This window comes from Aeromonas sp. S18(2024), from assembly GCF_041402525.1.
Classification (GTDB): Bacteria; Pseudomonadota; Gammaproteobacteria; order Enterobacterales; family Aeromonadaceae; genus Aeromonas; species Aeromonas enteropelogenes.
This window is the reverse complement of record NZ_JBGLQV010000003.1, coordinates 48189-61652: the sequence shown is the minus strand read 5'-3', so window position 1 is coordinate 61652 and position 13464 is coordinate 48189. Positions and strand designations below refer to the sequence as shown.

Genomic DNA, 13464 nt, shown 5'->3' with positions numbered 1-13464 from the left:
GTGGGGCGCCTTGATAAACGGGCGGAATGAACCGCAAAAAACGGGTGGCCTTGGCTGCCATCAAAGGCGGCGCCGCAGGCAGTCACGCAGGACTGCCAAGCCGGACGGGGAAAGGGGGCGACCAGATGCGCCAGCGTAGCCCCGTCAAGGGCCACAGGACGGGGTATTATGCCACAATCGGCCCCGCAGGTTCGAACAGGAATTCATGGCCAAAACGACCAATTGCTGGACAATTGGCCCCGTTATCGGGAGAAATGGGTCATAAACGGCACATTACAAGGAGTTCAGGTGAACACGACACTGCGGGTCAACCATCCCATCACGCCAGAAGCCTTCGTCCAATTGCTGGCGAATACCACATTGGGGGCCAGGCGCCCCACGGAGAATTTGTCGACCATTCAGGGCATGCTGGATAACGCCGGTTTGCTGGTAACCGCCTGGCAGGGAGAGGAACTGGTAGGGGTGGCCCGCTCGGTGACCGATTTCTGTTACTGTTGCTATCTCTCTGATCTGGCGGTGGCCGAGGCGGTGCAAGGGCAGGGGATTGGTAAGGCATTGATCCGCCAGACCTTCCTGCAGCTGCAACCGGGCTGCAAGTTGATCCTGCTGGCCGCTCCCCAGGCGGTGGATTACTACCCCCGCCTCGGGTTTGGCCAGCATCCCAGTGCCTGGGTCATGAACAGTCTGGACGAGCTAAGCTAACCGGCCTGGCTCTTTTGGAGCAGGTCATCATCCTGCCCGTTCCAATGCCGGCTGGCGCGCCTGACCAACGCGGCGCAGGCGCCGCTGCAGCGGCCGCTCAAAGAGGTGATAGCTCACCGCCGAGAGCGCGATCAACACCCCCAGCATCAACAGGGTCGCCACCACTCCCAGCAGTGGATTGGTCTGGGCATACCACCATGCGGTGAGTTCGGGCGCCAGGTAGTGGATAAGCTCACAACCGGTCAGCAGCACCAGAGCATGGAGCAGGTAGATGGAGTAGGAGAGATCCCCCAGCCAGTTGGTGAGGCGGTTGTCGAGCAGGCGCAGCAGCGGGCTTTGGCGCGCACCTTGCGATGCGGCAATCCAGATAAGCAGCACGTAGGCGCAGATCAGCAGCAGGGTCAGTTGCGGCGTCATGGTGAACTGCAGCAGCACGAAGGGCAGCAGGAAGGCGATAAGCAGTGGCAGATCTTGTTGCATCATGGGCAAACTCCGCGCCGCCTTGACCCTGGGCAGCAACCAGAGGCCGAGCACGAATTCACTCACCCCACGACCGACCGCCAGTGCCCCGCTGGTGACATCCAGCGTTTCACGGCTGTGCACGATAAAGGCCAGCACCGTCAGTGCCAGCAGGGGGGCGAGGTGACTCCAGCGGCTGCGGGTGACCGCGAGCGGAATGAGCAGCGGGAACAACAGATAGCTTATCCACTCCACGCTCAGGGACCAGGCGGCGAAGTTCCAGGTCAGCCCCTGATCCGTCACTACCTGCAGCAGCAAGAGTGCACTTGGCAGCGCCTCGGCCGGGGTAAAGGGGGAACCAAACGGAGGCATTCCTTCCCACTCCCACATCTTGAACAGGGGGCCGCCGTAAAAGCCCACTCCGTGCCGCGCCTTGTAAAGCTCCCAGCCTACCAGCAGCACCAGGGTCACAACATAGAGGGGGTAGACCCGGGTCAGTCGCAGCCAGAGAAAGCGGCCATAGCTGACGGTGCGGCGGGGGGCGGTGAAGGCCTCACCGTAGACATGGGCCAACACCAGCCCGCTCAGGATAAAGAAGAGATCGACCCAGAGATAGCCATTCTCGATGAGTTGGGTGACCCCAGCTATCGACTCCATCCACTGGGGAAAGAGCAACAGACGGGCGTGGAACAGCACCACCATCAGGGCAGCGATGCCCCGTAGCGGCGTCAACAGCGGCAATGATTGATTCATGACGTTATCCCTTGTGATGTTCAGCCTGGCCTGACATCGATTTTTGTTGTTGTGCCGACCCTTCAATCCTGATGGGGCGGCGTCCCGGGCGCAGGATAGCCTCAGGCGGAATCACGTTACGCAAAAGAGAACCATACGAGTGTGATTGGAATCATAAATGTGCACTTTTTGTGCAAAAACAGGCAGCAAAGGGTGCTGGGTGTTAAATGGGTCTATCTGGGCAAGGGAGAGGTGGGCTAGCCACAGCACAGACAACAAGGGCGCGGAAAAAAATCAGGCCCGCAATGGGGCCTGATTGATCAAAGGGAGAGTGCCGATCAGCGGGCGCGCACCACCAGCCCCTTGAGGTAGAAGCCTTCCGGATAGGCGGTACCGATGGGGTGATCGGAGGCCTGGGAGAGCAGCTCCAGGATCTGGGCATCGCGACCGGCATCGAGGGCCGCATCGGCGACGATCTTCTGGAACAGGCTTTGCTCCATCAGGCCGGAGCAGGAGTAGGTGAGCAGCACGCCGCCCGGTGCCAGCAGCTGGAAGGCCAGCATGTTGATGTCCTTGTAGCCGCGGCAGGCACCCAGCAGCTGGGCCTTGCTCTCGGCAAACTTGGGGGGATCCAGCACGATGACGTCGAACTTCTCGCCCTTCTCGCGGTATTCGCGCAACAGCTTGAACACGTCGTGACGCACGAACCGGGTATTGCTGGTGTCCAGGCCGTTCAGCTCGGCATTCTGGCGGGCGATGTCCAGTGCGTTCTGGGAGAGATCCACGTTGACCACCTCCTTGGCGCCGCCTTTGAGGGCATAGACGCCAAAGCCGCCGGTGTAGCAGAAGCAGTTCAGCACCCGCTTGCCTTCGGTGTACTTGGCGGCCGCCTGACGGTTGTCACGCTGATCCAGATAGAAACCGGTCTTGTGGCCGTTGCGGATGTCCACCAGGATCTTGACGCCGCCGTTTTCCTCGATCATCACGGGTTCGTTCGGAGTCTCGCCGTAAATCACGCCGGTGCGCTCTTTCAGACCTTCCTTCTTGCGTACCGCCACATCGGAGCGCTCATAGATGCTGCACTCTGGGTAGAGGGTGCGCAGGGCCTGGGTGATGAGGTCGCGCTGGAACTCGGCACCGGCGGAGAGGATCTGGCACACCAGAAAATCGGCGTAACGATCGATGGTCAGACCCGGCAAACCGTCGGACTCGGCGGCGCACAGGCGATAGCCGGTGAGACCCTGGCGCTTGATCAGCGGATCGCGGGACTCCTGGGCATAGGAGAGGCGGCGGATAAAGAAGTCGAGATCGATGGTCTCGTCCTTGTCGAAGGTCCAGACCCGGGCGCGGATCTGGGAGCTGCCGGACCAGGCGCCACGGGCGAGCCACTTGCCATCGTTTGAGTAGATCTCGACGGTGTCGCCGTCGATGGGGTTGCCCTGAACCCGCTCGATCCCCTTGGAAAAGATCCAGGGATGGCGACGCAGCAGGGATTTTTCGCGGCCTTTGACGAGATAGATGGAAGCGCTCATGGGTAGTTGCCGATGGTAGAAAGAAAAAGGGGCCACATTCTATGTGGCCCGCAGGTAAAACTCAAACGACCCGGCGCATTTACGTCCTCCGGCATGATCTGGCGAATTACGCGATTAGATCTTGATCCCCTTGAGGGCCTGGGCCAGTTCGCTGGCGGTGGCTTTCAGTCCCTGGGTGCCGGCCACCGAGGCGCTGGCGGACTCCTCTACCTGCGCCGCCTCGTGGCGCACCTGATCCAGGTTGTGGGTGATCTCGGCGGCCACCGAGCTCTGCTCTTCGCTGGAGGTGGCGATCTGGGTGCTCATCTCCAGCACTGCATCGCTGTGGTTGCTCAATTTTTCGATATCCAGCCCCACTTCGCTGATCAGCTGCTGGCTGCTGGCGGCGCGACCGACGGTCTTCTCCATGATGTCGTTCAGCGCCCCGGTGCCGGCCTGCAGCTCTTCAATCATCTGCTGGATCTCCACAGTCGCCTGCTGGGTGCGGCTGGCGAGGGTGCGTACCTCGTCGGCGACTACCGCAAAACCGCGCCCCTGCTCGCCGGCGCGGGCGGCCTCGATGGCGGCATTGAGCGCCAGCAGGTTGGTCTGCTGGGAGATGGCGTTGATGACGTTGACCACTTCGTTGATGCGATTGGCGTTGTGAGTCAGTCGCTCCACCGCGCCGGAGGCGTTGCCTATCTCGTCGGCCAGGGTGCGAATAGCCTCTATGGTACGGGCTACCCGCTCGGCACCGTTGGCCGCCTCTTCGCTGGACTGGCGAGTCTGCTGCAGGGTGTCGTTGGCGTTGCGGGCCACTTCCCGGATGGCGGCGGACATCTGCTCCATGGCGGTGGCGAGGGAATCCATGTGCAGGCGCTGGGCGCGGGCCATGGCTTCCCCTTCGCCGGCGTGCTCGCGAAACTCGTCGGCGGCCAGGGTGAGCGCCTCGGCGGACTCTTCCACCAGTTTGACTATCTTGTGCTGACGGTCGGTGAAGCGGTCTATGCTGCCCGCCAGCACCGAGAATTCGTCCCGCACCGGGAAGAAGTTGAGACGAAAGGTGAGGTCCCCGTCGGCGACGGTCTGCAACGCCTTGTCGGTGGAGTAGAGGGCGCCGGAAACAAAGGTCATCATATAGTGGATGACCAGGGCCATCAGGACTGCGAGGACGGCGATGAGGATCAGAGTTGAGCCCTGATCATCCCACATGGATAGATTGCTGACATCGAGCTGGCCGGTGACGTAGCCCGCCTGGCCCGCTGCGGCGCTGAACCGGTAGTGCTCCCCCTGTTGCTGCAGGCCGGCGCTGCCTTGTGTCTCCAGACGCAGATCGGCGGGCAGGGCGAGGCCGGGTTGCTGGCTTACCAGCTGGGCCACCGTTTCGACACGTTCCTGCAGTTGTTGAACCCTGAGCTGGATCTCCTGCTCATGACTGCTGGCCAGCATGTACCAGCTGAGAAAGGCGATGATCAGCAGAGGGAGCCAGAACGAGACGTAGAATTTTTCACCAATGGTCAGGTGAATGAGATAGCGGTCAACCCAACGGAATTTAACTTCTTTCATAATGGAGCGGCATCCTGCAGAAGAGAGTGTGTCGCGCACATTATCGTCTTGGCAGCCAATTCCTTAAGCAGAAGGTGTGAGAAATGGGAGAGCAATCGTTTGTCATTCGGGTGTGGGGACAGGTTCAGGGCGTCGGGTTTCGCTATTTCACTCGCGAGCGCGCCCTGCAACTGGGCTTGCGAGGGCATGCCTACAACCTGGAAGATGGCTCGGTGGAGATCCTGATCTGCGGTCCAACGCAGGGGGTACAGATGATGCTGGGCTGGCTGGAGCATGGCCCGCGTACCGCCAGGGTGACCCGGATGGAGTATGAAGAGGCGCCGCCGCCCAAGGGACAGGGCTTTCATACCAATTGAGATCGACGAAAGGAAGCGGGAGCCTCGTGGGCTCCCGCTTTTGTTTGCATTATTTGGCCTGTGCGGCGTCGGCGATGGCCTGAGTCTTGGCGAGCACCGCCTGCAGGGCCGGGCGCTTGGCCAGGCGATCCCGATAGGCCGCGAGTTTTGGTGGTATGCTCTGCTCGAAGCGGGTCGCCCACATCAGGGTATGGGCCAGCAGCAGATCCGCGATGGTGATCTGCTCCCCCAGCAGGTAGCCCTGCTCAGGCACCCAGGATTCGGCAATGGCAGCTGCCTTGTCAAATTCCCACTTGGCGGTGGGGAAGATGGCCGGCAGGCGCTGGGCCTCGGGTAGGGCGAAGCGATGCTTGCCGATGGTCCACAGCGGCTGCTCCAGCTCGCAGGTGATGAAACTGACCCACTGGGCGTGCAGCGCCGAGGCCTGCGTCCCTCTCTCTGGCAGCCACTCTGGCCCGTAGACCTCGGCCAGGTACTGCATGATGGCGGCAGATTCGGTCAAAACGAACTCCCCATCCTTGATCACCGGCATCTTGCCGCTCGGGTTGAGGGTCAAAAACCAGTCGCTGCGGTTTTCCCCCTTGGCAAAGTCGAGAAACTGGAACTGCCACTCGATACCCAGCTCTTCCAGCAACCAGGAGACGCGCAGTGCCCGGCTGACAGGGGTTCCATATAAGGTGATCATGCTTACTCCTTGCCGTGATGAATGACGGATCGACGACCCGACGAGAACCGCCAGTCTAGGCAAATTGCACGATGGCGACAACCATCCGCGAGGGAGGAGGGCAAGTCTTCTTGTTAGCCCTTGGCGCAGCGGCGCTGGCATGAAAAAAGAGAGGCCACGGGCCTCTCTTTGAATGGGATGTGAAATCGCGTTTACTTGACGCGCATGCCGGGCTGGGCGCCTTCCTGGGGCTCCAGGATCCAGAGATCCTTGCCGCCGGGGCCGGCAGCCAGCACCATGCCTTCGGACATGCCAAAGCGCATCTTGCGCGGGGCCAGGTTGGCCACCATCACGGTCAGCTTGCCTTCCAGATCTTCGGGGTTGTAGGCGGACTTGATGCCGGCGAACACCTGGCGGGTCTCGCCGCCGATGTCGAGCTGCAGTTTCAGCAGCTTGTCCGCTTCCGGCACCGCTTCGGCCTTCTTGATCAGCGCCACGCGCAGGTCAATTTTGGCAAAGTCGTCGTAGGCGATGGTCTCGCTGATAGGATCGTCGACCAGGGGACCGGTTACTTTCGGCGCCTGCTCCTTGGCCAGATCCTCCTTGGAGGCGTCGATCATGGCTTCAATCTTGGCCGGTTCGATGCGGGAGAACAGCGCCTTGAACGGGGCGACGGTGTGGTCGACTAGCGGGGCGGCGATGCCGTCCCAGGTCAGGGTCTCACCCAGGAAAGCCTCGGCGCGCTCGGCCAGCTGCGGCATGACGGGCTTCAAGTAAGCCATCAGCACGCGGAACAGGTTGATACCGACGGAGCAGACCGCTTGCAGCTCGGCATCTGCCCCTTCCTGCTTGGCGATGACCCAGGGGGCCTTGTCGTCCACATAGCGGTTGGCCTTGTCGGCCAGGGCCATGATCTCGCGGATGGCGCGGCTGAATTCGCGGCTCTCGTAGGCTTCACTGATGGCGGTGCGGGCGTTGGCGAACTCGGCATAGAGCTCGGGCTCGGCACAGGTGGCGGCCAGCTTGCCGTCGAAGCGCTTGGCGATAAAGCCGGCGTTACGGGAGGCGAGGTTGACCAGCTTGTTGACCACGTCGGCGTTGACGCGCTGCACGAAGTCTTCAAGGTTCAAGTCCAGATCGTCGATGCGGCTGTTGAGCTTGGCTGCGTAGTAGTAGCGCAGGCACTCCGGATCCAGGTGGTTCAGGTAGGTGGAAGCCTTGATGAAGGTGCCCTTGGACTTGGACATCTTGGCGCCGTTGACGGTCACATAGCCGTGTACGTTGACCTTGGTCGGCTTGCGGAAACCCGCCCCTTCCAGCATGGACGGCCAGAACAGGCAGTGGAAGTAGGCGATGTCCTTGCCGATGAAGTGGTAGAGCTCGGCGTCGGAATCTGCTTTCCAGTAACTGTCAAAATCGATGTCGCCGCGCTTGTTGCACAGATTCTTGAACGACGCCATATAGCCGATGGGGGCATCCAGCCAGACGTAGAAGTATTTGCCAGGGGCACCCGGGATCTCGAAGCCGAAGTAGGGGGCGTCGCGGGTGATGTCCCACTGCTGCAGGCCGCTTTCGAACCACTCTTGCATCTTGTTGGCCATCTCTTCCTGGATGGCGCCGGAGCCGCGTACCCAGCCGGCCAGCCATGTTTCAAACTGGGGCAGGTCGAAGAAGAAGTGTTCGGAGTCCTTCATCACCGGGGTCGCGCCGGAGACGGCGGATTTCGGGTCAATCAGTTCGGTCGGGCTGTAGGTGGCACCGCAGCTATCGCAGTTGTCACCGTACTGATCCGGAGACTTGCACTTGGGGCAGGTACCTTTGACGAAGCGATCCGGCAGGAACATGGCCTTTTCCGGATCGAACAGCTGGGAGATGGTGCGGCTGCTGATCTTGCCGGCCTCTTTGAGGCGGGTGTAGATGAGGCTCGCCAGCTCGCGGTTCTCTTCGCTGTGGGTGGAGTGGTAGTTGTCGAAGCTGATGTTGAAGCCGGCGAAATCGGCCTGGTGCTCCTGGGAAACTGCCGCAATCATCTCTTCCGGGGTGATCCCCATCTGCTGCGCCTTGAGCATGATCGGGGTGCCGTGGGCATCATCGGCACAGATGAAGTGGACCTGATGACCGCGCATTCGCTGATAACGAACCCAGATATCGGCCTGGATGTGTTCCAGCATGTGGCCGAGGTGGATGGAGCCATTGGCATAAGGAAGGGCGCAGGTTACCAGCATTGTACGAGGATCAGTTGCCATAATACGTTCTTGATGTGCTTGTTGGGATGATACAGTGCCGTGCATGTTACCCGAATTGGGGGTAGCCTGCCTAGGGTTGTGGCGCTGCCCCGCCCGGTGGACGCCGTGTTGAGCGCGGCAGGCAAGCCACTGATTTGTGTGCGGTAACCGTTCACCTCAAGATAATGACGAGATAATGAGGAGTTAATGGTGATTGATTCAGTAAAACAGATCCTCGCCGAATTTAAGCCAGCCGGCTGGCACAAGGATCTGGTCGATGCCGGCTTCGTGCGCGAGATCATCCATGAAGATCAGGGGCTCACCATTCGGCTGGTGCTGCCCTTTGCCGGTCTCTCGCTGCTCGAGCAGCTCAAGGAGGACTTCGACGCCAGGCTACGCACGGCGACCGGGGTCTCCCGCATCGACTGGCAACTTGAGATAGACGTCGCCAGCATGCCGCGGGCCCAGGGTCTGGCGGCGGTGCAGGGCATTCGCAACATCATCGTTGTCGCCTCCGGCAAGGGGGGGGTGGGCAAGTCCACCACCGCCGTCAACCTGGCGCTGGCACTGCAAAAGGAGGGGGCGCGGGTCGCCATTCTGGATGCGGATATCTATGGCCCCTCCATCCCCACCATGATGGGTACCCTCAAGGAGCGACCCGTCAGCCATGACGGCAAGATGATGGAGCCGGTCATGGCGTGCGGCCTCAAGAGCAACAGCATCGGCTATCTGGTTGCCGAGCAGGACGCCACCATCTGGCGCGGTCCTATGGCGAGCAAGGCGCTGGCGCAGATCCTGGGTGAAACGCGCTGGGGCGAAGTGGATTATCTGGTAGTGGACATGCCGCCAGGCACCGGCGACATCCAGCTCACCATGGCCCAGCAGGTTCCCACCTCGGGGGCGGTGATCGTCACCACGCCGCAGGATGTGGCGCTGGCCGATGCGCGCAAGGGGGTGGCCATGTTCAACAAAGTCGATGTACCCGTGCTCGGCATCATAGAGAACATGAGCTACCACGTCTGCAGCGCTTGCGGTCATCACGAACCGCTGTTTGGCACCGGCGGTGGCCAGAAGATGGCGGAGCAGTATCATGTGGCGCTGCTTGGCCAGATGCCGCTGCACATCGACATTCGCCAGCACATGGATGATGGCTGTCCGACCGTGTTCGGTGCGCCGGAAGGCACCCTGGCTCAGGCCTATCTGAAGCTGGCCCGCAGGGTAGGGGCTGAACTCTTTTTCAGCGCAAAACCGATTGCGACCCCCCTCTACACCCGGGCGCTGGGTGATTAATCGGCTGTCGATAGCTTGAAAAGGAATTGAGGGTGGGCATGGCCCACCCTTTTTCATATAATGGATCGGTTTAAATCATCCCCACAGCTCTTCTCTTTTAGGTATTTGTCATGTCTGATACTCAACATTCGTGTGTGATCATCGGTATTGCGGGCGCGTCTGCGTCCGGTAAAAGTCTTATCGCCCAGACCATTTATGAAGAGCTGGTGGCTGAGCTGGGGGCTGGGGAAATCGGTGTCATCTCCGAGGATTGCTACTACAAGGATCAATCCCACCTGACCATGGAAGAGCGGGTCAAAACCAACTATGACCATCCCAGCTCCATGGATCACAGCCTGCTGGTAGAGCACCTGGGTTCTCTGCTCAAGGGGGAGGGAGTCGAGATCCCGCAATACTCCTACTCCGAGCACACACGGATGAGTGAAGTGACCCGCTTTGCGCCGCGCAAGGTGATCATTCTGGAAGGGATCCTGCTGCTGACCGACAGCCGTCTGCGCGATTTGATGGATGCCTCCATCTTCATGGATACCCCGCTGGATATCTGCCTGCTGCGTCGTCTGGTGCGCGACGTACAGGAGCGTGGCCGCACCATGGATTCCGTACTCAAGCAGTACCAGAAAACCGTGCGCCCCATGTTCCTGCAGTTTATCGAGCCTTCCAAGCAGTATGCCGATGTGATCGTGCCCCGTGGCGGCAAGAACCGTATCGCGATCGACATGCTCAAGGCGCGTATCCGCCACATGTTGATTGGTTAAGATGAAACAAGCCGGGTGATGCCCGGCTTTTTTAAATGAATAATTTGTCAGGAGAGTCGCCCAATGCGTCTTTGTGATACCGATATCGAACGTCATCTGGATGAAGGCAAGATCGTCATCGAACCCAGACCCGGTGTGGAGCGGATCAGTGGCGTCAGCGTCGATGTGCTGCTCGGCAACGAGTTTCGGGTATTTCGCGATCACACAGCCCCCTATATCGATTTGAGCGGCCCGAGCAGTGAAATGGCCGACGCCATCGATCGGGTGATGAGCGACGAGATCCACATTCCGGATGGCGAAGCCTTCTATCTGCACCCGGGTCAGCTGGCGCTGGCTGTGACTTATGAATCCGTTACCCTGCCTGCGGATATCGTCGGCTGGCTGGATGGTCGCTCTTCGCTGGCGCGCCTTGGTCTCATGGTGCACGTTACCGCACACCGTATCGATCCGGGCTGGTCCGGCCGCATCGTGCTGGAGTTCTACAACGGCGGCAAGCTGCCGCTGGCGCTGCGTCCCAAGATGAAGATCGGCGCGCTGAACTTCGAGATGCTCTCGGGGACTGCGGCACGTCCCTACAACAAACGGGAAAATGCCAAGTACAAGAGCCAGCAGGGCGCCGTTGCGAGCCGTATCAACCAGGATTGAGGTGGCGGCAGATAACATGAAAAGGAGCACTCAGTGCTCCTTTTTTGTATCCGGCTGTCGACAACCATGGGAATGAGGGGTCATCAAAGGAGACACGGCCAGCAACAAAAGATGTTTTGCTGTGCGTTTTATGACCTTGATTAGGTCGTTTTGGGATTTATAAATAGTAAAAAAAAGCGTTTTTTAATTAGAAAACACATGAAATAACGCGTTTTAAGCAATGATTGGTTGATTTAATTAATCCTCGACAGGCCGCATGGAACCTGTACCTAAGCTGTACTGATGAAAAATGCTCTTTTTTTTTATGGCTGAAATATTTCACGGGTGGCTATGGCGTTGGCCGCCATCTGGCATAATCCGCCGCAACTCATAAACAGGCTTTTTTTTATGTTTGAAATGTTCAGTGGTTTGGGTTTGTGGTGGTCAATCGGTTTGGTATTGGCCGTTTTTTTTGTGCTGGCCTATGAATTCATCAACGGCTTTCACGATACCGCCAATGCGGTAGCAACGGTGATCTATACCAAGGCAATGCCCGCTCATCTGGCGGTTGTTGCCTCCGGGATCTTCAACTTCTTTGGTGTCATGTTTGGTGGCCTGGGGGTGGCTTACGCCATCGTTCACTTGCTGCCCATCGATCTGCTGCTCGGGATGGATTCCACCCAGGGATTGATCATGGTGTTTTCCTTGCTGTTTTCCGCCATCGTGTGGAACCTGGGCACCTGGTTCTTCGGGATCCCGGCATCCAGCTCCCACACCTTGATTGGTTCCATTCTCGGGGTTGGCGGTGCCTATGCCTGGATCAGCCATAAACCGGTGACCCAGGGGATCAACGTGGGCAAGGCCATCGACATCATGCTCTCCCTCATCATCTCTCCTACCATCGGTTTTATCGTCGCGGCCCTGTTGCTGCTGGCAATGAAGCGTATCTGGACCAGCAACAAAATCCATAAAACGCCGGAAGAGCGTCAATTGGTCGATGGCAAAAAGCACCCGCCATTCTGGGCTCGTCTCACCCTGGTTGCGTCGGCCATGGGGGTGAGCTTTGTACATGGTTCCAACGATGGTCAGAAAGGGATCGGTCTGGTGATGCTGGTGCTCATCTGCATGGCGCCGGCCTACTTCGCGCTGGACATGAACAGCCGCGCCTACGATCTGGATCGGACCCAGGATGCCAATCATCGCATCATGGAGATCTATGAGCGCAATCAGGCGGCTTTGGGCGAGGTGATCAACTTCTCGGCGCCGGCAGCCAGCAAGGAAGAGCTGTTGACTCACTGCTCTGCCGACAGTGCCTTGCAGGCGATGGCGACGCTGGATACCCGACTTGACGCCGTGCGTACTTACGATCAATTGAGCCCGAGTGATCGTCGTGAAGTGCGCCGTCTGCTGCTTTGTATCGACGATACTGCTCGTAAGGTCTCCAAACTGCCGCTGCCGGCCAAGGAGCTGACCGATCTGGCCAAGTGGCGCAAGGATCTGACCGCGACCGCCGAATACGCACCGACTTGGGTCATCGTCTCCATCGCGCTGGCGCTGGGGTGCGGCACCATGGTGGGCTGGCGCCGCATCGTTCACACCGTGGGAGAGAAGATTGGTTCCTCCGGTATGACCTACAGCCAGGGCATTGCGGCCCAGATCACCGCAGCCAGCTCCATCGGGGTCGCCAGCTTGACCGGCATGCCGGTATCCACTACGCATATCCTTTCTTCTGCGGTTGCGGGCACCATGGTGGCGAACAAGTCCGGCCTGCAGAGCCAGACCATCAAGACCATCCTGATGGCCTGGGTGCTGACCCTACCGCTGACTATGTTGCTCTCCGGTGGTCTGTTCATTATCAGCAATCATTTGTTTGGTTGAACAGCAACGTAATTTTATAAAAGGGCCTGCGGGCCCTTTTTCTTGTCCACAGCTTGAGAGCAGTCGATGCCTTGACCCTCTCAAAAGCGCAGACAGCTTTTAATTGACTTGGTTGTCAGATTGCTTTTACTTGGCGACAAGAGGGGACTCCTAATTTCCAGGTCTTTCACGATGGTGATAAGGCAAGGGGAAGGAAATCATAGGATAAGACTTGAATGGCCACAGGGGTGTTGTGAGGAGAGAGTAGAGGTGAGTTGGTTAGCGGCGAAAATAGATTGCCTTGTCGGCAGAGGCTGAACGTGCGGCACAGTTCGTTCTGTATGTGTGACGGCCGTATGTAGCGAAGAGTCGAAACTGAAGGGCTAGATGATGTTCCTGCCGAGCCATTTCCGTGTTTGTTATTTCATATCAATGGCCCAAATTCATCGATAGGAGATGCACTGGACTACTCATTGAAACTCGCCACTGGTTATCATCCATCATCAGCCATGTTGTTGATTTGGAAGGGGGGCCGAGAACAGAGATGTGTCGAAAGGAATCCTAATATATGCCAACAAACTAAATGTTGATGACAATATTTTAAACCAAGACCTGAAACCTCAATGCTCTCTAACAAGGCCAAACAGTAAAGAGTCGGGAGCGATTGGCAAGATGATGAGAGTTAATAGTGAAGACCTGAGGGATGGGAAAGGGGAGCCTGAT

11 protein-coding genes are annotated in these 13464 nt (G+C 58.9%); 6 read left to right on the top strand and 5 right to left on the bottom strand.

The features are described from left to right. The first annotated feature begins 288 nt into the window (after window positions 1-288). Window positions 289-702 (top strand): GNAT family N-acetyltransferase, encoded by a 414-nt coding sequence (locus tag ACB034_RS06545; protein ID WP_371172403.1) that lies wholly within the window; start codon window positions 289-291, stop codon window positions 700-702. Window positions 703-729: 27 nt separating this feature from the next. On the opposite strand, the gene ACB034_RS06540 is transcribed toward ACB034_RS06545, so the two are convergent. The 3 genes from ACB034_RS06540 to ACB034_RS06530 form a co-directional block, all read right to left on the bottom strand. Continuing rightward, window positions 730-1914 carry an acyltransferase family protein gene (locus ACB034_RS06540; protein ID WP_371172402.1) on the bottom strand — a complete coding sequence of 395 codons (1185 nt, stop codon included), beginning with the start codon at window positions 1912-1914 and terminating at the stop codon, window positions 730-732. Window positions 1915-2231: 317 nt separating this feature from the next. Further along, window positions 2232-3425 carry a class I SAM-dependent methyltransferase gene (locus ACB034_RS06535; RefSeq protein WP_201977583.1) on the bottom strand — a complete coding sequence of 398 codons (1194 nt, stop codon included), beginning with the start codon at window positions 3423-3425 and terminating at the stop codon, window positions 2232-2234. A 114-nt stretch (window positions 3426-3539) separates the two neighbouring features. Further along, entirely contained in the window at window positions 3540-4970 is a 1431-nt protein-coding gene (locus ACB034_RS06530) for a methyl-accepting chemotaxis protein (RefSeq protein ID WP_371172401.1), read from the bottom strand. 83 nt (window positions 4971-5053) lie between these two features. Here ACB034_RS06530 and yccX point away from each other — a divergent pair, with 83 nt between their 5' ends. Then, window positions 5054-5326 (top strand): acylphosphatase, encoded by a 273-nt coding sequence (gene yccX, locus ACB034_RS06525; protein WP_026457925.1) that lies wholly within the window; start codon window positions 5054-5056, stop codon window positions 5324-5326. A 49-nt stretch (window positions 5327-5375) separates the two neighbouring features. Here the strand turns inward: yccX and ACB034_RS06520 are convergent, their stop codons facing one another. Together ACB034_RS06520 and metG are read right to left on the bottom strand one after the other, a co-directional pair. Then, on the bottom strand, window positions 5376-6011 hold the full coding sequence (locus ACB034_RS06520; RefSeq protein WP_342016498.1) for a glutathione S-transferase family protein: 636 nt from the start codon (window positions 6009-6011) through the stop codon (window positions 5376-5378). Between the two features lie 191 nt (window positions 6012-6202). Beyond that, window positions 6203-8236, bottom strand: coding sequence for a methionine--tRNA ligase (gene metG, locus ACB034_RS06515; protein WP_371172400.1), 2034 nt, complete (start codon window positions 8234-8236; stop codon window positions 6203-6205). A 186-nt stretch (window positions 8237-8422) separates the two neighbouring features. Between metG and apbC the strand changes: the two genes are divergently transcribed. The 4 genes from apbC (at window position 8423) to ACB034_RS06495 (ending at window position 12762) form a co-directional block, all read left to right on the top strand. Then, window positions 8423-9505, top strand: a complete 1083-nt coding sequence (apbC, locus tag ACB034_RS06510) for an iron-sulfur cluster carrier protein ApbC (RefSeq protein ID WP_042026256.1) — start codon at window positions 8423-8425, stop codon at window positions 9503-9505. 110 nt (window positions 9506-9615) lie between these two features. Beyond that, entirely contained in the window at window positions 9616-10260 is a 645-nt protein-coding gene (gene udk, locus ACB034_RS06505) for a uridine kinase (protein ID WP_026457952.1), read from the top strand. A 63-nt stretch (window positions 10261-10323) separates the two neighbouring features. Next, window positions 10324-10905 carry a dCTP deaminase gene (gene dcd / locus ACB034_RS06500; protein ID WP_041207718.1) on the top strand — a complete coding sequence of 194 codons (582 nt, stop codon included), beginning with the start codon at window positions 10324-10326 and terminating at the stop codon, window positions 10903-10905. 387 nt (window positions 10906-11292) lie between these two features. Next, on the top strand, window positions 11293-12762 hold the full coding sequence (locus ACB034_RS06495) for an inorganic phosphate transporter (RefSeq protein ID WP_371172399.1): 1470 nt from the start codon (window positions 11293-11295) through the stop codon (window positions 12760-12762). Window positions 12763-13464: the final 702 nt, after the last annotated feature.